This window comes from Gordonia sp. NPDC003376 (genome assembly GCF_053589235.1).
Genome location: NZ_JBSFRM010000002.1, coordinates 199,041 through 217,200 on the forward strand (window position 1 = coordinate 199,041; position 18,160 = coordinate 217,200).

The 18,160-nt window shown below is 66.0% G+C and carries 18 protein-coding genes and 1 pseudogene; 8 read left to right on the top strand and 11 right to left on the bottom strand.

Translation table 11 applies throughout. From position 1 onward, the window contains the following. The first annotated feature begins 4 nt into the window (after positions 1 to 4). Together ACWDUA_RS03125 and ACWDUA_RS03130 are read left to right on the top strand one after the other, a co-directional pair. A complete protein-coding gene (locus tag ACWDUA_RS03125; RefSeq protein ID WP_449749535.1) occupies positions 5 to 487 on the top strand; it encodes a MerR family transcriptional regulator in 483 nt (160 codons plus the stop codon). Between the two features lie 69 nt (positions 488 to 556). Continuing rightward, positions 557 to 1,480 (top strand): NADP-dependent oxidoreductase, encoded by a 924-nt coding sequence (locus tag ACWDUA_RS03130; protein WP_449749536.1) that lies wholly within the window; start codon positions 557 to 559, stop codon positions 1,478 to 1,480. A 243-nt stretch (positions 1,481 to 1,723) separates the two neighbouring features. Here ACWDUA_RS03130 and ACWDUA_RS03135 read toward each other — a convergent pair whose 3' ends face one another. Next, a complete protein-coding gene (locus ACWDUA_RS03135; RefSeq protein WP_449749537.1) occupies positions 1,724 to 2,617 on the bottom strand; it encodes an NADP-dependent oxidoreductase in 894 nt (297 codons plus the stop codon). Positions 2,618 to 2,686: 69 nt separating this feature from the next. Here ACWDUA_RS03135 and ACWDUA_RS03140 point away from each other — a divergent pair, with 69 nt between their 5' ends. After that, positions 2,687 to 3,283 (top strand): TetR/AcrR family transcriptional regulator, encoded by a 597-nt coding sequence (locus tag ACWDUA_RS03140; RefSeq protein WP_449749538.1) that lies wholly within the window; start codon positions 2,687 to 2,689, stop codon positions 3,281 to 3,283. Between the two features lie 85 nt (positions 3,284 to 3,368). Here ACWDUA_RS03140 and ACWDUA_RS03145 read toward each other — a convergent pair. The 5 genes and pseudogenes from ACWDUA_RS03145 to ACWDUA_RS03165 form a co-directional block, all read right to left on the bottom strand. Next, a pseudogene (locus tag ACWDUA_RS03145) lies at positions 3,369 to 3,494 on the bottom strand (IS3 family transposase); the annotation flags it as partial. A 545-nt stretch (positions 3,495 to 4,039) separates the two neighbouring features. After that, complete coding sequence (locus ACWDUA_RS03150) at positions 4,040 to 5,206, bottom strand: CaiB/BaiF CoA transferase family protein (protein ID WP_449749539.1); 1,167 nt, start codon at positions 5,204 to 5,206, stop codon at positions 4,040 to 4,042. Beyond that, on the bottom strand, positions 5,203 to 6,618 hold the full coding sequence (locus ACWDUA_RS03155) for an aldehyde dehydrogenase family protein (RefSeq protein WP_449749540.1): 1,416 nt from the start codon (positions 6,616 to 6,618) through the stop codon (positions 5,203 to 5,205). The genes ACWDUA_RS03150 and ACWDUA_RS03155 overlap by 4 nt, the downstream gene beginning before the upstream one ends. Positions 6,619 to 6,659: 41 nt before the next feature. After that, a complete protein-coding gene (locus ACWDUA_RS03160) occupies positions 6,660 to 7,616 on the bottom strand; it encodes an HpcH/HpaI aldolase/citrate lyase family protein (protein WP_449749541.1) in 957 nt (318 codons plus the stop codon). 39 nt (positions 7,617 to 7,655) lie between these two features. After that, positions 7,656 to 8,585, bottom strand: a complete 930-nt coding sequence (locus tag ACWDUA_RS03165; protein WP_449749542.1) for a MaoC family dehydratase — start codon at positions 8,583 to 8,585, stop codon at positions 7,656 to 7,658. A 199-nt stretch (positions 8,586 to 8,784) separates the two neighbouring features. Between ACWDUA_RS03165 and ACWDUA_RS03170 the strand changes: the two genes are divergently transcribed. From ACWDUA_RS03170 to ACWDUA_RS03190, 5 genes are all read left to right on the top strand, one after another. Beyond that, positions 8,785 to 9,591, top strand: a complete 807-nt coding sequence (locus tag ACWDUA_RS03170) for an IclR family transcriptional regulator (RefSeq protein ID WP_449749543.1) — start codon at positions 8,785 to 8,787, stop codon at positions 9,589 to 9,591. A 161-nt stretch (positions 9,592 to 9,752) separates the two neighbouring features. Further along, positions 9,753 to 10,157, top strand: coding sequence for a hypothetical protein (locus ACWDUA_RS03175; RefSeq protein ID WP_449749544.1), 405 nt, complete (start codon positions 9,753 to 9,755; stop codon positions 10,155 to 10,157). After that, entirely contained in the window at positions 10,154 to 11,008 is an 855-nt protein-coding gene (locus ACWDUA_RS03180; RefSeq protein ID WP_449749545.1) for an alpha/beta fold hydrolase, read from the top strand. Before ACWDUA_RS03175 ends, ACWDUA_RS03180 begins: the two co-directional genes overlap by 4 nt. Continuing rightward, on the top strand, positions 11,008 to 12,147 hold the full coding sequence (locus ACWDUA_RS03185) for an acyl-CoA dehydrogenase family protein (protein ID WP_449749546.1): 1,140 nt from the start codon (positions 11,008 to 11,010) through the stop codon (positions 12,145 to 12,147). Before ACWDUA_RS03180 ends, ACWDUA_RS03185 begins: the two co-directional genes overlap by 1 nt. 415 nt (positions 12,148 to 12,562) lie before the next feature. Next, the gene (locus tag ACWDUA_RS03190) at positions 12,563 to 13,126 is read left to right on the top strand and encodes a PIN domain-containing protein (protein ID WP_449749547.1); all 564 of its coding nucleotides are present in this window, start codon (positions 12,563 to 12,565) and stop codon (positions 13,124 to 13,126) included. A 581-nt stretch (positions 13,127 to 13,707) separates the two neighbouring features. Here ACWDUA_RS03190 and ACWDUA_RS03195 read toward each other — a convergent pair. From ACWDUA_RS03195 to ACWDUA_RS03215, 5 genes are all read right to left on the bottom strand, one after another. Next, on the bottom strand, positions 13,708 to 13,992 hold the full coding sequence (locus tag ACWDUA_RS03195; protein WP_449749548.1) for a hypothetical protein: 285 nt from the start codon (positions 13,990 to 13,992) through the stop codon (positions 13,708 to 13,710). Positions 13,993 to 14,110: 118 nt separating this feature from the next. Next, the gene (locus ACWDUA_RS03200; protein WP_449749549.1) at positions 14,111 to 15,094 is read right to left on the bottom strand and encodes a hypothetical protein; all 984 of its coding nucleotides are present in this window, start codon (positions 15,092 to 15,094) and stop codon (positions 14,111 to 14,113) included. A gap of 738 nt (positions 15,095 to 15,832) precedes the next feature. After that, positions 15,833 to 17,047 carry a phage major capsid protein gene (locus tag ACWDUA_RS03205; protein WP_449749550.1) on the bottom strand — a complete coding sequence of 405 codons (1,215 nt, stop codon included), beginning with the start codon at positions 17,045 to 17,047 and terminating at the stop codon, positions 15,833 to 15,835. A 319-nt stretch (positions 17,048 to 17,366) separates the two neighbouring features. Further along, positions 17,367 to 17,606 (bottom strand): hypothetical protein, encoded by a 240-nt coding sequence (locus ACWDUA_RS03210; RefSeq protein WP_449749551.1) that lies wholly within the window; start codon positions 17,604 to 17,606, stop codon positions 17,367 to 17,369. A 184-nt stretch (positions 17,607 to 17,790) separates the two neighbouring features. Continuing rightward, entirely contained in the window at positions 17,791 to 18,105 is a 315-nt protein-coding gene (locus tag ACWDUA_RS03215) for an HNH endonuclease (protein WP_449749552.1), read from the bottom strand. Between the last annotated feature and the right edge of the window lie 55 nt (positions 18,106 to 18,160).

Sequence of the window (18,160 nt, forward strand, 5' to 3'; positions counted from 1 at the left end):
CGGGGTGCGGATCGGCGAGTTGTCCAGGCGTACCGGCGTCAGTCCACGATCGCTGCGCTACTACGAGGAGCAGGGCCTGCTACCGAGTTCCCGCTCCGATGCCGGCCAACGCATCTATTCGACCGCGGCGATCAAGCGCGTCGAGCTCATCCGGCAGCTGTTCGCTGCGGGCATGTCCAGCCGCGTGATCGCCACTGTCCTTCCCTGCGTGGACACCCCGACGGACATGGAGGTCGCCGAGGAAACGTACGCGACGATGACCAGGGAGCGGGAACGAATCAACGACGACATCGCACATCTGACGGATGCCCGCGACGCGCTCGACGTTCTCCTGCAGGCGAATTCCCGGCACCGCGCCAACCTCTCCGCACGGCCGGAGCCGGATGCCCCTGGTGCCCCTGGTGCCCCTGGTGCCCCTGGTGCCCCTGGTGCCCCTGGTGCCCCTGGTGCCCAGAGTGTGACCCTCCCCACGGTCGCTTGCCCCTGACATCAATGTCAGCGGCGAGCATGGGTGTCGAGCCGGGAACTCCGGATCCGAATCGAGTGAGGACAGCACATGGGACAAGCGTGGGGATTCGTACGCTACGGCGGGCCCGAGGTACAGGCACTGTTCGATCGCCCTGACCCCGAACCCTCTCGCGACGAAGTGCTCATCCGGGTCGATGTCGCCGGCGTCAACCCCCTCGACCACATCCTGCGCGCCGGCGGTGTCCCCGGGCTCGACGGAGGGCGTCCGTTTCCACGTGTGCTCGGCATGGAGGCCGCCGGGCGCGTCCTCGCGCTGGGTGACGACGTCGAGGGTCTCGAGGTCGGTGACGAGGTCTTCGGGTTCGCGCTCACCGGTGGCGGCACGTACGCCGAGACGACCGTTCTGTCCGCATCGAACACCGCGCGTATCCCGCGAGGCCTGTCCGTAACGGCGGCCGCAACGCTTCCGGTCGCCGGTACGACCGCCGTCGACGTGCTCGACCAGCTCGATCTCCCGGCCGGCGCCACCCTCCTCGTCAACGGAGTCGGCGGCGGAGTCGGCCTCGCCGTGGCGCGGCTGGCACTCACCCGCGGACTGCAAGTGATCGGCACTGGAAGCGCCGCCAAGCGAGAGCAGGCAGTGGCCAACGCCGTGCGATTCATCGACTACACCTCCACGGACGTCGCCGCCGCCGGACGCGAGCTCGTCCCGGAAGGCTTCGACGGGATCGTCGACCTCGTGGGCGGCAGCTCGCTACGGACCGTCGCGCCGCTGGCCCGTGAACCCCACCAGGTCCTGGCTGTGGGCGATGCATCCGTCACCGATCTCGGCGGGCGGTTCGTCGAGCGGCGCCTCGACCGGGCACATCTGGAGCAGGCCGCCGATCTGGCACTCTCCGGAGTCCTGAACCCGGTGATCTCCAAGGTCCATCCGTTCTCCGACGCCCTGGCGGCGCTCGCTACCGTCGAGAACGGGCACGCCGCAGGCAAGGTCGTCATCCACGTCGCCTGACCGAACGAGAGAATCGTGGTCACTCACCCACGGATTCCGTACGCGAGTGACCACGATTCGAACGGGTCAGCCGCCAGCCGAGCGTCCGGTGCTGCGGCGCGGTACCTTTCGACGTTGCCGGTCTTCACCCACTTGTAGCCGCGAATCATCGTGCACTTCAGCCCATCCCGCGCCTCCTGGATGAACCTCGTCGAAGCCTACGACCCGCACCTCGTGGGAGCGGTGGCCCTCGCATGGCCAGGCTCAGATGACGATCACCCGGCGGCCGCGGGCGTGGCCGGCTTGACTATCAGCCTGTGCCTGGGCGGATTCCGATAGGGAGTAGGTCTTTTCGACGGGTATCCGCAGTCGACCGCCGGCAATGAGTTCCAGCGCTTCATCCAGTGCAGCCTGTACGCTGCCGGCATTGCCGGAGAAGCGGACACCGAGCTCGGGCGCCGACAGGTCGGCCAGTGAAACGACTCTGTCGGGATCGCCGGTGAGCGCAACCAGTTCCGTGATCACCCCCGAGCCCGCGACGTCGAGCGCCGCGTCGACCCTGCCGATCGCCCGCACGCGCGCCAACCATCCGTCTCCATAGGAAGTGGCGTGCGCACCGAGGCTACGGAGGTAGTCCTGGTTGTGCGGTCCGGCGACTCCGATGACCGTGACGCCTCGTTCACGAGCCACCTGTAACACCGTCGATCCGACGGCCCCGGACGCGCCGCTGACCAAGAGCGTCTCACCCGGCTGAATGCCCACTTCGCGCATGACCCGCAACGAAGACTCGACGACCGACGCGTAGCCGGCTGTCTCCTCGAACGACAGGTTCGCGGGTTTGGGTACCCACGCGCTGAGGACCGCGTTCTCCGCGTACGTCTCATGACCTTCGCCGAACACCTCGTCACCAATGGCCACTCCGGTGACACCCTCTCCCACCTCATCCACCACCCCGGAGGCGTCAAGCCCGACCCCGGTCGGGAGCACATCGGGATGCGCAGCACGGAATTGCCCTTCGCGACTGCGCCAGTCGTGAGCGTTGACGCCGGTGCCGCGCACTGCGATGCGGATTGTTCCAGGGCGCGCGTGCGGCTCGTCGGCTTCGACGAGCCGCAGGACATCGGGGCCACCATACTCAGCGAAGATCACCTTTTTCATAATTGGAACATAACACTAACGGTTACAGTTAACTAACGGATAGTCAAACGGCCCTGATAGTGTCAGGTCATGACGGGATCGTTGCCAGGACGCCGCGAGCGGAAGAAGGCGGCTACCCGCCGGGCGATCGCAGACTCGGCGCTACGACTGTTCCTCGAGCGGGGTTTCGACACGGTCGGAATCAGGGACGTCGCGGCAGATGCAGACGTTGCCGTCACCACTGTGTTCTCTCACTTCGCGTCGAAAGAAGCGCTTGCGTTCGAGCACGACGTCGACTTCGAAGAACGCCTTGTCGGCGCAATCGCGGACTGCTCGCCCGGCGAGTCGATCCTTGTTCCGCTGCGGCGCGAGATCGATGCGCTGATCGAACACTGCACGGGACCTGCCGCGGCCCCGTATTGGCGAATGATCGATGGTTCGCAGTCTCTCCGCGACTACGAACGGTCCATGCGGCTCAGGCACGCCGAGTCGCTCGGCGCAGCGATCGCCGCCGACCTTCAACTGCCGCCGGCGGATGTCGAGTGTCGCGCTGTCGCACGATTCGTGGTCGATTCGTTCTCTCTCGGTCGAGAATCACGGCAACCAGGACAGGTGCTCGACGCGGTATTTCGTATGATCGACGCAGCCTGGAGGGTCTCCAGCGCCCATGCGCGCGAGAGCGAGTGACTCGCTACCCGGCGCGCGCACACCAAGGCGAACGACATCGTCGCCGGTCGGTGGGACTGCTGCACCGACAGGTGCCGGTCCGGTGTCATGCCGCGGAGGCGGCCGTGTTGAGAATGGTCTCGAACTCGATGGGTGACAATCGGCCGAGGCGGGCCTGCCGGCCCCGTCGGTGGTAGGCGCGTTCGATCCAGGTGACGATCGCGATCCACAAACGACGGGTCCTGCCGGAAGGATTCGACGTGTCCACGGCGCGTCGGTCGTCATACGCCCGAGTTCCCCGAGTTCAAGGTGGAGGCTGCTCGTCGGGTGATCGATGGCGGCCGGCCGGTCACCGAGGTGGCACGCGAGGTGACCGTGCACGAGAACTTGTCGGGTAGATGAGTTCGGACAGAACGCCTTTCGTGATGGTGCGATCACCGACTTCCGAGAGGCGCCACCCGACGGAGCAGTGGCGGCGACAGAGCGGGCGGAGTTGGCGTGGCTGCGGTCCGAGGTTGCTGAGATCGTTGCCGGCCGCAGCCCGGTCCCCGTGATCTTTCCGACCGTGCCATACGCCGGCCGGCGTCGTGCGCCGATACGTCCGGAACGCATTCCCCCAATGCCTACCACCACAATCTGTTTCTCGTACCACCGATGATGCTTGAGCAGGTGGGCGCGCACTCGCGGGCGATCACCAGCGCTCGGTTCGACGCGTGTCCTTTTCGTGGTGAACCGCGGATCTGGATCTCGCTGGAAACGATCGGCTTCAGCCTGGGGTCAGCCGGCGAGGTGCGCCCGGATCTCCGGCCCGTGCTCGTTGAGCAAGGGGGCGCGCTTGGTCGGCACCGCGGGCGTGCGTGAGAACTTGATCGGTTGGCCGGCGACGGTGACGACCTTGCCACTACCGGGGTGTTCCAGTCGCACGGCCATGCCGCGCGCTTCGACGTGCGGATCCTCGAGGATTTCCTTCACGTCGCGCACTGCACCGACCGGCACCTTGCCGCCGAGCACTTCCAGGATCTCGTCGGTCGTCCGAGTGGACGTCCACCCCGCGAGCGCACCGAAGACATCCTCGCGGCGGGCGACCCGGGACTCGTTGGTCTGCAACCCCGGATCGGCTGCCAGGTCGTCGCGACCGATCAGTTCACACAGGAGCTTCCATCGGTTGTTGTTGGGCGCCGCGATCGCGACCCAGCCATCAGCCGCCGGAACGATATCGAATGGGCTCAGGAGCGGGTGCCGGTTGCCCTCGGGGCGTGGGATCGTGCCGTCGTACGAATACTGGTAGACGATACGCTCGCAGAGCGAGAGCACGGCGTCGTACATCGCGACGTCGACGAACTGGCCGACGCCACTGCCCCGCGTCTCATACAACGCGGAAACCACACCGAGCGAGAGCAGCGTGCCGGGGAAGATGTCGCCCACGCCCGGCCCGACCTTGATCGGCGTACCGTCGGGCAGGCCCGTGATCCCCATCAGTCCCGCCATCGCCTGCACGACGATGTCGAAGGCCGGCCACTCCTGGTACGGGCTGGTGCCGCTGCGTGCGTCACCGAACCCGCGCAGCGCCGCGTACACCAGCTTCGGGTTGATCTCGGCCAGCGTCTCGTACGGCAGGCCGAGCCGGTCCATGACACCGGGCGTGAAGTTCTCCACCAGCACGTCGGACTCGACGATCAGCTTCGTGAACACGTCGACGTCCGCGGGGTCCTTCAGGTTCAGCACGATGCTGCGCTTGCCCCGGTTGACGCTCTGGAAGTAGCCCCCGAAGTCCTTCGCCTCGTCGTCGGGCAGGTACGGGCCCGACGTCCGGGACAGGTCGCCCGACGGTGACTCGACCTTGAGGACGTCCGCCCCCAGGTCGGCGAGCATCATCGTGCAGTACGGACCCGCGAGCGCGTGCGTCATGTCGAGCACTCTCACTCCGGCCAACGGTCCACTCATAGCTGCACCACCACACACTTGGTCTCCGTGTAATGACGGAGGGCTTCGATGCCCTTCTCGCGGCCGTAGCCGCTGTTCTTGTTGCCGCCGAAGGGCGTTTCGATGGCGGCGGCCATCCAGGTGTTCACGTACACCTGGCCGGCGTCGAGCCGGTCGGCCATGCGGAGCGCACGGGAGATGTTCTGCGTCCACACGCCGGATGCGAGGCCGTAGTCGGAGTCGTTGGCGATGGCGATCGCCTCCTCCTCCGTGTCGAACGGGATGACGGCGAGCACAGGTCCGAAGACCTCCTCCTGGGCGATGCGCATCGAGTTGTCGACGCCGGTGTAGATCGTCGGCGCGACGTAGTACCCGCCGCTGTCGGAGGAGACGGGCTCGCCACCGATGGCCGCGACTGCACCGTCGTCCCTGGCGACACCGAAGTACTCCATGACCTTGTCGTACTGGGCCGCGGTCGACACGGGGCCGAGACGTCCGCTCTCGGTCAGCTCGCGGCAGGCGGCGACGAGGCGCTGCACGAACTCGTCGTGGATGGAGCGCTCTACGAGCAGGCGCGTTCCGGCCGAGCAGACCTGCCCGGTGTTGAGGGCAAATGCGTTGAGCGAGCCCGCAACCGCCTTGTCCAGGTCGGCGTCGGCGAAGACCACGTTCGCGGACTTACCGCCGAGCTCGAGGGTCAACGGGATGATCCGGTCGGCAGCGATGTGGCCGATCTCGCGGCCCGCGCGCACCGAACCGGTGAAGGCCACCTTACGCACGGCCGGGTTCTTGATCATCGGCTCGCCGACGTCGAGACCCGTACCGGTGATCACGTTGACGACGCCGTCCGGGAAGCCCACCCGCGTCGCCAGCTCGGCGAGGCGGACCGCCGAACTCGAGGTGAACTCGGAGGGCTTGAGAACGACGGTGTTGCCGGCCGCGAGCGCGGGGGCCACGCCCCGGGCCGCCTGGTTGAGCGGCGCGTTCCACGGGGTGATGACACCGACCACGCCGAAGGGCTCCCGGCGGGTGAAACAGTGATGGTCCGGCCCGAGGTCAATCGTCTCGCCTTCGAACACGTTCACGAGACCGCCGTAGAACTCGAAGTACCCCGCCGCGCCCTGAACCTCCATCGGAGCCTGCCAGGTGGGCTTACCGGTCTCGGCCCGCTCGCGGCTCACCAGTTCCGCCTGATCGTCGAGGATCGCCTGCGCGAGGCGCAGGAGCAGCCGCCCCCGCTCGATCGGCTTCTGCCGACGCCACCCGGACCGGGCCGCCACGGCGGCTGCAACAGCGGCCTCCGCATCGGCGGCGTTGCCCGCCGCGACCTTCGTCGTGGGCTGCCCGTCGAGTGGACTGTCGACCGTCAGATACTCACCGCCGGACGGAGGCGTGCTGCCCCCCGAGATCCAGTGTTCGAGCTGTAGCACCATGATTGGCTCCTTTGGAGGGTTCAAGTCGCTCGGAATAGGGCTCAGGCCTCGGGCACGAACGACGTGGTCCGCGCCATGCCGAGGATGCGGCCACGCTCCGCGGTCACCAGCGCGAGCTTGCGGCTGGCCTCGTCGATCATCTCGTCGCCCAGCATCACGGCGCCGCGGCCGCCGCCGTCCGCGGAGGTGTAGTGCGCGTACGCCTCGAGGATGAGCTCGGCCTTGTCGTAGTCGGCCTGCGCCGGCGCGAAGACCTCGTTGGCCGTCTCCAGCTGAGCCGGGTGCAGGACCCACTTGCCGTCATAGCCGTACGCAGCGGCGCGCTCGGCGGCGGCGCGGTAGCCCGCAGTGTCCTTGATGATGGCGTAGGGGCCGTCGATCGCCTGGAGGCCGTACTTTCGGGCGGTCATCGCGATCGTCATCAGGACGGTGTCGAACGGGTCGAATCCGGTGGCGCCGGGGGCGCCGATGGTCAGCGCCGGCATCTTCATGGCGGCCATGAAGTCGCCCGGGCCGAAGATCAGGGTCTCGGTGCGCGCGGTGGCGGCGGCGATCGCCTCGATCTCGCTCAGGCCCGCGGGGCCCTCGATCTGGGCCTCGATGCCGATGGCGCCCTCCTCGATGCCGAGCTCGCGCTCGAGCTGCGAGAGGAGGATGTCGAGCCAGTTGATGTGGGCGACCTTCTCGACCTTCGGGAGCATGATGCAGTCGAGGTTGCGGCCTGCGCCGCGCACGATGGTGAGCACGTCCTCGTGGGCCCACTCGGTGTCCGCGTCGTTGACGCGGACGACGCGCGCCTTGCCCGACCAGTCGCCGTGGTTGAGGGCCTCGACGATGGTGGCGCGCGCCGCGGGCTTGGCGACGGGGGCGACCGAGTCCTCGAGGTCGAGGAAGATCTGGTCGGCGGGCAGGGTCTGCGCCTTGGCGATCATCTTCTCGCTGCTGCCGGGAACGGCCATGCAGGAACGACGCGGACGCAGGGGGCGAGTGCTTGTCATCGGTATCTCATTTCCGTTGTGCGAGGTGGTGAAGTGCGATCAGGGGCGGTGCTTGAGCTGGACGCGGCGGGTGACCTCGACGACCAGATCGCCGCGCTGGTTGACGCCGATGTGCCGGAACGCAACGATGCCGTCGTCGGCGACGTCGAGCACCTCGGTCGCGGCGCCGATGGTGTCGCCGCGCTTGACCGGGGCGGGGAACTTGATGTCGGTCATGCCGACCTCACGGATGGCCTGGCCGCTGGTGTCCTGCGTCGCGAGGCCGATGGTCAGCGACAGCGACATGCCGCCGAAGTTGATCCGCTCGCCGAACTCGCTCTCCGCCATCGCGCCGTCGCTGAAATGACCCACGGCGCTGTTCATCACCAGCAGGGTGAAGCCGTTGAGATCCAGGTCCGTCACGGTGCGGGTGCGCGCGTGACGAAACCTCGCTCCGGGAACGAAGTCCTCTGCATAGCCGTCGAACTCGGGTGCGAGGTTCTGCTCGGCGGGCCGGCGGCGTACCAGGTTCGTGCGGCGGAAGTCGACGACCATCTCACCGTCAGCGGTTCTCCCCTCCGTGTGCCAGGTGACGATTCCGGTGTCAGGACGGGACGTCGACGCACGGGCGTCGACCACCGTGCTTCGCGCGTACAGCGTTTCACCCGGGTAGACCGAGCGGTGGTAGATGAGGTCGGTACCCCCGAGGAAGGGCCCGCCTGCTTCGCTCAGGTCCTCGACGCTGAGGCCGAACACCACACCGAAGACGAGCAGCGGGTTGACCACCTCGTCGCGGTGCCCACGCTCGAGCGCCACTTCTCGGTTGAAGTACTCCGGGTTGAACGCCAGCATCTGCGTGCTGAACTCGATGTTGTCGCTCGCGTGAAGCGTCCGACCCCAGTGGTGGTCGAAGGAGCGCCCGATCTCGTGATCTTCGAAGTAGGTTCCCCTCTCTCGAAGAGGCCAGGCGGTCACGTCGATCTTCGACATCTTCTCTCCTTCGTTCCATCGATCGGCACGCTGTGCTACTTGTCGGCACGACCAGTATGTAACCGCAGTCACACCATGTCAAGATCGCCACCCACCGGCCCGCGCGATCTACAGCGGCCACAACTCCCACCGTGCCGTATGCTGGAACGACCTCCGACAAGCGAGGCTCGCCAGCTAGATCACCGGAGAACAGGCCACGATGCCCCCTAACAGCGAGAACACGCCCGCCGACAATGAGCAGAATGGCACGCCGGGCGGAACGCAGAGCCTCATTCGCGGCTTGAGGGTGGTCGAGGCGATCGCGTCGTCGACGCCGTCGGTCGGTGTTGGGGAACTGTCGCGCACGCTACAGCTGCCGAAGTCGACGGTTCAGCGGCTCCTCCGGACACTCGAACTCGAGGGGTGGGCGGAAACCTCGTCGGAGCCCATCACACGTTGGCAACTGACCCCACGCCTGTTGTCGATCGCTCGTCATGGCGTTCCAGCTCGCGGCATTCGTGACGTCGCGCTACCCCACATCACCGAGCTCGGCAGGGCGACCGGGGAGACGATCCACTTCTGCCTTCCGGATGGCGCCCAGCAGCTGGTGCTCATTGAGCGCGTCGACTCGATACACCCCGTACGAACCTTCAATCCGATCGGTGCGGGTACGGGATTCCATAACAGCGCGGCCGGAAAGGCCTGGCTCGCCGCGCTCCCCGAATCCGAGTTCATGGAGTTCCTGGCGGCACCACTCGACCCGACGACACCGAACACGATCACCGACCCGGCCGCGATAGTTCAGCAGGTCCATCAAGCACGCACCAACGGCTATGCGGTCAACCGTGCCGAGAACCGCGCAGGTGTGCGCGCGATCGGGTCCGCGGTGGTCAACGCGGAAGGGCGGCCTGTCGCGACGGTCTCGATCAGCATGCCCGACTCGAGATTCGAGGAATCCAGAGTGCCCGAGTGGGGAGCAATGGTGCACAGAACCGCCCAGGCGATCACCGACGATTACGCCGTCTGACGTCTTCACCATCCACCACCAGCCCGAAGGGCCCAGGCAACCGCCTGGGCCCTTCTTGCGATGTACGCCGTAGCGGCTTGACATCTGACGTGATCCATCACACACTGCTTCGTACCGTTATACAGCACGACGTGCTGCTAGTCGGAACAGTAGGAGCAGTTATGACCGCCACAACACCCCTCGTCTTCGATCCAGTCGAGTTGCGCGAGGCACTCAACGACGATCCCGAATTCAGCCTCCAGGCCCGGTACTGGAACACCACCGTCCGCATCGGTTCAGACGGACGCAACTGGCTCGTCCGCATCATCGACGGAGTCGTCACCGCAATCGACACAGATGCAACCCCCTTCGACGCGTGGGACTTCCAGCTCTCCGGGACGTCCGAACACTGGGCACAGCTGCTCGCACCGGTACCTGCCGCGTTCTTCCAGGACTACTACGCCGCCATGCTCTACCACGGCTTCGCGATCGAAGGCGACATGCAGCAGATCATGGCCTACTACCCAGCGATCCGGCGCTCGCTGGACGTCCTCCGCACTCTCGCCAACAAGGAGGTCGCCGCATGACCGCCCAGCTCTCGACCGCAGTCGGTCGCTACGTCACGCTCACCGTCCAGGGTGTCGACTACCGGATCTACTTCGAGGAGGCCGGCGCAGGCATCCCCATCGTCCTCCAGCACACCGCAGGCTGTGACAGCCGACAGTGGCGCCACCTCCTCGAGGACCCAGACTTCACTTCCAAGTACCGCCTGATCGCCGCCGATGCGCCGTACCACGGCCGCTCGCTGCCCCCCGAGGACGTCGAGTGGTGGAAAGCCGAGTACTCGCTGTCCAAGGAGTTCTTCATCGAATTCCACAACCAGCTCGCCGACCAGCTGGGCTTGGACCGCCCGATCTTCATGGGCTGCTCGATGGGCGGTCACCTCGCCGCGGACCTCGCCCTGGCGTGTCCGGAGAAGTACCGTGCAGTCGTCGGCATCGAGGCGGCGCTGCACTCGCACGGCATGGAGCGCATCCTCCCGTGGCTCTACCATCCCCAGATCAGCAACGACACCAAGCCGGCGCTGATGCAGACCCTCTGCTCGCCCACCAGCCCGGAGAAGTACGTCCGGGAGACCGTCTGGGTCTACAGCCAGGGCGCCCCGCCCGTATTCAAGGGCGACCTCGCGTACTACATGATCGGGCATGACCTCACCGACTCCGCGCCCCTGATCGACACCACCAAAGTCGGAATGTGGGTCCTCAGCGGCGAGTACGACTGGTCCGCGCCCCCGTCCGCGGGCCGCGAGCTGGCCGCCAAGGTCAAGGGCTGCCACTTCGTCGAAATGACGGGCATGGGCCACTTCCCGATGTCGGAGGACCCGGTCAAGTTCAAGGAGTACGTGACACCGGTTCTCGAGGAGGCGGCAACACTGTGATGACCGAGGAGCGGCGCGAGCTGCAGCAGCTCGCGCGCCAGTTCGCCATCGACGAGGTCCTCCCCGCGGCCAACGAGCTGGATCCGGTCAACGGCCTGATCCCCGACGAACTTCGGCAGAAGATGGCCGACATCGGCTTCTTCGGAATCCTGATTCCGGAAGAGTACGGCGGCCTCGGGATGGGCGCGTTCGAATACTGCATGATCGCCGAGGAGCTCTCGCGCGCCTGGATGAGCGTCGGCAGCCTGATGGCCCGCGGCAACGCACTGCTGCCGGGCTTTACCGAGGAGCAGGAGCGCGACATCCTGCCCCGGATGGCCCGCGGCGAGTACCTCTGCGCCTTCGCCCTGTCCGAGAACGAGGCGGGCTCCGATGTCGCGAACATCAGCTGCCGCGCCCGGCGCGACGGCGACGACTGGGTGATCACCGGCAACAAGATGTGGTGCACCTACGCCGACCAGGCCGACTTCATCATGCTCTTCGCCCGCACATCCACCGATCCGGATCCGACCAAGCGGCACCGCGGCATCAGCGTCTTCTTGATCGACAAGGAACGCGGCAGCTTTCCCGAGGGCATCAGCGGTACCCCGATCCGGAAGATCGGCTACCGCGGCTGGAAGACCTGGGAGCTCTCCTTCGACGGCTTCCGCCTTCCAGCGGACGCCCTCATCGGTGAGGAGGGCCGCGGCTTCTATGCGGCGATGCACAAGCTCGAGACCGCGCGCGCCCACACCGCCGCGCGCAGCATCGGGCTCGCCCGCGGCGCCCTCGAGGACGCCACCGAGTATGCGCTCAACCGGCGACAGTTCGGCCGGCCGATCAGCGACCTGCAGGCGATCCGCTTCAAACTCGCAGACATGGCCACGCAGATCGAGACGAACCGCCAGATGATGTATCACGTGTGCACCACGATAGATGCCGGCGGTCGCGCCGACCTCGAGGCCTCAATGGTCAAGTACTCCGCGAGTGAGATGTCGGAGCGGGTTACCAGCGAGGGACTCCAGATCCATGGCGGCGCCGGCTATACGAGTGAGTACGCCGCTGAACGGTACTGGCGGGATGCGCGCCTGACCAAGATCTTCGAGGGCACCTCGGAAATCCAGCTGAAGTTGATCTCAGACCATCTCCTCGGACGGTAGGTGTGCCGCGACCGCCCTTCCCGACAGACCGAGGACCACTCCCGAAGGTTCTGGTCTGGGACGGGCGGTCACTTCCGCTCTGTGAGCGGGCATGTCCCCTCAGTGCGGTAGCCACTGGACGATGGCGTTGCGGGTCACACCTGCCCGGTAGGTGACGGCGAGTGTGCCGTATCAGGTGGCCGGCCCCCGCCATTGCCATGGCCAGGAGAAAGACCGTTCCACAACGTTGCGGCCCTCGTTGCGATCGGCGTCGAACGCCGATGGTTGCCGACACCAGCGGCAACTGCCCTGTTCCTCTCGACCTTCGTGGGTAGCCGTGGACTATCCACAGCCGACCGCCAGGTATTGCGTCTATTTCGATTGGTCGGAAAGCCGGCCACATGAGCACAGCCGCCGCACCCTGGCAGGGTTTCGCGTGGTGCTCGACGCCTGTGTCCTGGTGCCGATCCGCAGAGTCGATCTGCTCCTCACATTCGCCGGGCAACAGGCGTGTTTCCCTCTGTGGAGCGACCGCATCATGGACGAGACTGTGCGCGGTATCCACCGAGCGACGAAGGGCCGTGCCTCCGAGGAGCGAGCGCGCACACGAGTCGATGCCAGGAACGACGCGTTCGAGGACGCCTGCGTGGAAGGTTGGGAGCCGGTCGAAGCGGCGATCACCGGGATGCCCGACCCCGACGACCGCCACGTTGTCGCAGCCGCCGTGAGAAGCCACGCATCTGCAATCGTCACCGACAACACCGAGCACTTCCCGAAGGCGGTCCTAGAGCCGCCGGGGCTCCACACACGCAGCTCCGACCGGTTCCTCGTGGACCTGCTCCACCGCAACCCGGCGCGCGCAGTGGCCCGCGTAGCCCAAACCGCAGACGAACGTGGTCACCCGCCGGTGACCACGGAGGCATTCCTGGAATCCCTATCCGCCTCTGGCACAAAGGGTTTCGTCCGCGAGATCACACCCTATTTCGAATCAGGGAGCTGAACACACGACTACCCCATGGCCTCATGGGGGTGCTCGTATCGCTGGTTCCGCACAGCGCACACCGGTGAGGAGTAATCACCTGTTCCACAGCGCATCTGGGTTCGAGCGCTCGTAAGCAGGATGCTGCGGGTGGGACCCCCTCAGCCGCACCACCGACGAACTGCCCACGGCGGACCGTCGCCCTACCCGAGGAGCTTCGCAGGACAGGCACTCGGGTCAGTGGAGATCGCGGCCTCGTTGAACTCGACGGTCAACCCGGAATGTCGCGGCGACGGCAGCCGGTCAGCGGCGTCTCGCCAGAGGGCGTCGGCCATGAGGCTGGGGAGCTCCGCATGGACTCGAGGCGGCGCTCACGGTGGGCACTTCCCTCGGAAATTGCCCGCTTATTGCCGGGCCGGCTGAATATCGCTGTGACCTTGTGGTCCCGGCTGGGATCGAACCAGCGACCTTCCCGGTGTGAACTAGAAAATGGCCCCGTTGACACCTGCCGATATGTGCCCTCACCTGGCATTATTGGTCAACCTAGATCAACGGGAATCGGCCTGCTTGGACACGTTTTGTGTCCAAATGGTGTCCAGCGCTCAGTACTCATCGTCGGACCCTCGGAGAACGATCCGCTCCCCTAACTCGGCCAGAATCTCCTCCGCAGTCTCATCGGTAAGTGCGTGTACACGGGCGGCTATGAGAATAGAGAGATCGACCAATCCGCCAATTCGATCTAGGAGCACGTTCACCGCGTCCTGGTGCGGCAGGTCCTCAACGTCGTCGCGGATCGTCGCTCCGAGGTTAGCGTCATCCTGGGTCATTGCGACGGTGAGTAGTTCGAGGGCGCTAAGGCTCCGCTGGGTGCTGGGACTGGAAGTCATGCGGAGATTTTGCCATCCTCTGTCTCTCACGGCCTCGGTTCTGGCCCTCCCGGCGGGCCTGGGCGCGCTCCTCGGCACCGACGGCCGCGATACGGTGGCCGAGGGCGATGGCGGAGGACTACGGACCTGCTGGAGGAACTGGCGGGTCAAACTGCCGGACGAATCGAGCGCCCGAGAGGTTCGTGTCCAGAAACACCACATCTTGTATGGAACCGTGATGATTGAAGATGACTTGCCTGAGTTCACTCGTCGCTGGTGGTTTGAGGAGGCCCTGGCGAATCCGTCGTGCCAATGTGTTGTAGACGAAATGGTCGGCTGGACAAGCGTATCCGGTGTCGTCAGGGAGCCCAGTGGTGATTATCAGAATGTCGTTCGGGCCACGGTCCTTCTTAGCGATTCGGCTCAGGAATTCCTGCTCCAGCCTCGCAGTTTCAATGGTGATCTGAGCCATTCCGGTCGCCATAGCAGGAGCGGATGGATTCGCGTGGTCGGGATGAATCTCCAGGTAGTAACCCTCCACCTCCCGCCGACCGCGCTGGACAATACTTGCGGGCACAGACTGCGGGATAGTCCCGTCGGGATTGGGAGGAATACCGCTCACCACGCCGAAGTCAGTTTCCAGTTCTCTTGCGATGGCGTCTATGAGGGTCGCTAGCTTGCCTCCTGCGCGTCGCGGTAGCCGGGTGTCGTCACCACTTCGGTCGAATACCCACACTTGTTTGCCTACGAGGTGGGAGTAACGGTCAGGCGTCCCGGTGAGGCGCTCACTGAGCCTCCGGCCGACTGATCGAACCTCCGCCAGACGTTGACGCGAAACCTGCGGCGCCGTGATTGACGTCAACTCCACATTGAACGTGTCGTCCCCCACGGAAACCACCAGGTCTGGTGGATCTGTATCGGGGTGCGTGTAGCTCGTAATCTCACTCACTATGCCGAGGAGTTCCGCACCGATCATCAGCTGCCAGAATTGCTGATCCTCAATCGCTCGCTGACTGAGTCGTCCGACGGACAGGCGCATATCAAGCGGGAGCGCGGCCAATGTAGTGAATTCGTTTCCCGCCTCGTCAGTGCCGCCGATTCCGATACCGCCGATGAAGACCATGCCCACAACGATATGTGCTTTCCACTGACACGATGGATTGAAACCAACGACGAACGCCCCACCCCGGAGAAGTACAGGGTGAGGCGCTCGACGGACGCACGGCACGACCGTGGTCGTTCCGAGCTATGAAATTGTGTTGTCCCCAGCCTATCCGGCACCGAGGCTCTCACAGTGGAGGTCAGCGGACCGGAACGGTGATCCCAGCCGCACAGCTCGGGCATGGGACGCCCGGGCTGATCTCGTGCGCCGCCCTACGAGGGCTCACCACGACGACACGGTGACCTCGTGGAGCGACCGCTGGCTCGTGGCCCGACGGTCCCATCACTCCACCGCTGGCCATGCGGACCGGCCGCGACGAGTTCGAGGCCCGCGTGGGTCGTGCTGGAGCCAGGCCGACGCCCTCACGTCGCTGATCGGCCGACTGGAGCGCCGACGTCGCCCGCGTTGGCTTGCCGTGGTCCACGCCTCGCGGGGCCGGGTACTGGCGACCTCCGGGGATCACGCCGCCGTCGCGGAACCCCGGAATCTTCACGTTCACCAGCGGGATATCGGGCAGGACGGGTAGGTCGATCCCAAGTTTCAGGCGGGCACCGTTGCCCTCGGGCTGAATCCCACCGTCGAACACGCCGCCGATACTGAGGCCCGAACCCTCACCCCAAAGCGCCACGTCTAACTCCTTGTGTCAGAACCGATCCCACGCCCAGGCCGCACGGTGGCAGGCCTGGGCGTAGGTATGGATCATGCGGATACGGTGCTGAACCGGACGATCGACTCGGGACGAGAGACGCCGACCTCGAAACGCCCCTCAAGGCGGGCGCGGATGAGGTTGCGCTCGAAGTCGTCCGAGGCCCGATCCCACTGAATGCGGATCGTTGCGCCGGGATCGGTGTACAGCCGCACAGCGTCAGCGCCGACGAGGTATCCGACGCCCGCCGGGAGCTGAGTGCTCGGGACGATCGGGACGCCCCAGAGCTTGTACTCGGCGCGGTCGAACGGTGCGGTCGCGTTCAGGCACTCACCCGAGCCGCCGGTGACGGCGAGGTCGATCTCCTCCAGCACGGTCGGGCTCACGACGAATACCGCGCCCTGATATCCCAACGCCTCGATGGCGGTCAGCGACTTTCGGGTGGTCCGCAGGAGGTCGGTCGCGTAGGCGACGGTCTGGATTCCCGAGGTGGCCGCGAAGCCGTTCAGGTGACCGGCGGTGCCGTCACCCTGGATGAGTTCGCGCTCGACGGCAAGGCGTAGCCCGTATTCGAGTTCCGAGCCGACGAACGCCTGGAGGTCGGCAACGTCGGTGAGGTCGTACTCCGCGATCCCGTCCGAGAGGTGGGCGATGACTTTCAGCTCACGGGGGATCGTGTCCACGCCGTACTCGCTGGTGGGCTTCACCGCGCCGGGGGCCACGACGGCCGCCCGGTTGGTGCGGCTGGCCTGACGTAGGTACTTGAACGTCGGGGAGCTGACCGCCTGGGCCTCGATCACGTCGAGAATGCTCACCGGCCGACCGAGCGGGCGGATTGTCGGCGCAACGACGACGACAGCAGTCGAGTCGGTCAGGGAAAGGTTCTTCTGGCCGCCAGCGGAGAGCGAGGCGGTCACGGCCGTCTCGCCAGCCTCGCGCAGCGCCGACGCCGTGAGGTGGGTGGTCGCCTTCTGTCCGCCGGTCGCTGCCTCGAACCCCTTCTCGGGGTCGATACGGCGGATCTCGCCACCGGACTTGCTGCCGTTCTTGGCGAACTCGGTTCGTTCGCGGAGTTCCTCGCCCATCGCCTTCACGAGCGAGAGGGCGTTAGCGGCGTCCTCGCGGGCCTTGATTCCGACGGGCGAGTTCGCCCCGGCCGCCTTGGCCTGTCCGACGAGGGCCTGGGCTCGGGTGCGGTGGTGGCCAATGCGTGCCGCGAGGGCGTCGTCGGTCAGATCATCGAAGTGCTGAAGTCGAGTAGTGCTCATTCTGGGTGCCTCCTGGGGCGAGATTCTGGGAGAGATCCCAGGGGCCTCGGAGGTGATGAGCGCACGCGGTGGAGGAGGTGCGCTGACCAGTCCGAGGCCCGTGGGGCCTCACTGGGGGTTGCAACCCTCCTCGGGGGCGGACGGGCTGGTTACCGCTGGCCTCACCGGGCGAAGGTTGGCGGGGATCTCGGACCGTGGGGACGGGCGGATTGGTTACCGATGGTCTACCCACGCAGCCGAGGCCGCCAAGCTGACGACTTACGCCGTCGTGATCGAGACTATCAGGAACGAGTCCTGTTGTCCCGCTTGACAATACTGGTCACACGGTCGGCGGGTCGGCCAGCTTGTCCAACGCCTGGGCCACGAGGACCGGGGCCTCGTCGTCGGTGATCCTCTGGGCCGCGAGCGTCGCGGCCGCCACCGCGAGATCTCGCAGAGCAGCGACGTCAGTCGCCTCGTTGAGGACGGCGAATATGGCGTCCGGGTCCTCGTCGCGGAGGGCGAGGACGAGGCGGGTTGCCGAGGCCCGGGAGGCGTCGGATCGGTTCGGGTGAGTCATGTCGAGAGTCCTATCGTCGTGCTGATATTGGTGGTCATTTTCAGTAGCGGAATATGTGCTGGTCAGAGGTCCGCGTTTTTCAAACGCCAGGAGACCGGCGGCGTCTCCGTGAGGGGCGTGAGTTTGTGGCGCGGACCCCCTACCCCTGGACGACCTCGCACCAACCCGCGATAGAGCGGGTTGGTCACCAGTCCTCACTCGGGACTCCGAGAGTCTGCCGAACCTCGGCGTCACCACGTGATCGGTTGCAGGCCATATGCGACGCGCGGAAGTTGGCCGCGTCGTAGGCCAGCTCGGGCCGCTTGCTCACCGGGTAGAAGTGATCGCACTCGAACGCCTCGGCGTCGCGGCCGTCAATGAGCGAGTAGTCGATCTCCCGGCCGCAGAGATGGCAGGGGACGCCCGCCTTCGCACACAAGGCGCGGAATCGTGCTCGGGCCTTGCGGTAGGCCCGATCGTGGGCGGTCCATTTCCGATTGGGATCTCGGCGGGTCGTCATCCTCTGTTCCTCCTACCTCTGCGATTGATCGACGGCCGGACCTTGGACCGTGCGC

Bases quoted from the DNA above. Each gene is read 5' to 3' on its own strand.
- ACWDUA_RS03170 (WP_449749543.1), top strand. From the start codon at position 8,785: ATGCCCCCTAACAGCGAGAACACGCCCGCCGACAATGAGCAGAATGGC.
- ACWDUA_RS03155 (WP_449749540.1), bottom strand. From the start codon at position 6,618: ATGGTGCTACAGCTCGAACACTGGATCTCGGGGGGCAGCACGCCTCCG.
- ACWDUA_RS03175 (WP_449749544.1), top strand. From the start codon at position 9,753: ATGACCGCCACAACACCCCTCGTCTTCGATCCAGTCGAGTTGCGCGAG.
- ACWDUA_RS03185 (WP_449749546.1), top strand. From the start codon at position 11,008: ATGACCGAGGAGCGGCGCGAGCTGCAGCAGCTCGCGCGCCAGTTCGCC.
- ACWDUA_RS03195 (WP_449749548.1), bottom strand. From the start codon at position 13,992: ATGACTTCCAGTCCCAGCACCCAGCGGAGCCTTAGCGCCCTCGAACTA.
- ACWDUA_RS03135 (WP_449749537.1), bottom strand. From the start codon at position 2,617: ATGAAAAAGGTGATCTTCGCTGAGTATGGTGGCCCCGATGTCCTGCGG.
- ACWDUA_RS03200 (WP_449749549.1), bottom strand. From the start codon at position 15,094: ATGGTCTTCATCGGCGGTATCGGAATCGGCGGCACTGACGAGGCGGGA.
- ACWDUA_RS03130 (WP_449749536.1), top strand. From the start codon at position 557: ATGGGACAAGCGTGGGGATTCGTACGCTACGGCGGGCCCGAGGTACAG.
- ACWDUA_RS03215 (WP_449749552.1), bottom strand. From the start codon at position 18,105: ATGACGACCCGCCGAGATCCCAATCGGAAATGGACCGCCCACGATCGG.
- ACWDUA_RS03160 (WP_449749541.1), bottom strand. From the start codon at position 7,616: ATGACAAGCACTCGCCCCCTGCGTCCGCGTCGTTCCTGCATGGCCGTT.
- ACWDUA_RS03210 (WP_449749551.1), bottom strand. From the start codon at position 17,606: ATGACTCACCCGAACCGATCCGACGCCTCCCGGGCCTCGGCAACCCGC.
- ACWDUA_RS03150 (WP_449749539.1), bottom strand. From the start codon at position 5,206: ATGAGTGGACCGTTGGCCGGAGTGAGAGTGCTCGACATGACGCACGCG.
- ACWDUA_RS03140 (WP_449749538.1), top strand. From the start codon at position 2,687: ATGACGGGATCGTTGCCAGGACGCCGCGAGCGGAAGAAGGCGGCTACC.
- ACWDUA_RS03180 (WP_449749545.1), top strand. From the start codon at position 10,154: ATGACCGCCCAGCTCTCGACCGCAGTCGGTCGCTACGTCACGCTCACC.
- ACWDUA_RS03205 (WP_449749550.1), bottom strand. From the start codon at position 17,047: ATGAGCACTACTCGACTTCAGCACTTCGATGATCTGACCGACGACGCC.
- ACWDUA_RS03165 (WP_449749542.1), bottom strand. From the start codon at position 8,585: ATGTCGAAGATCGACGTGACCGCCTGGCCTCTTCGAGAGAGGGGAACC.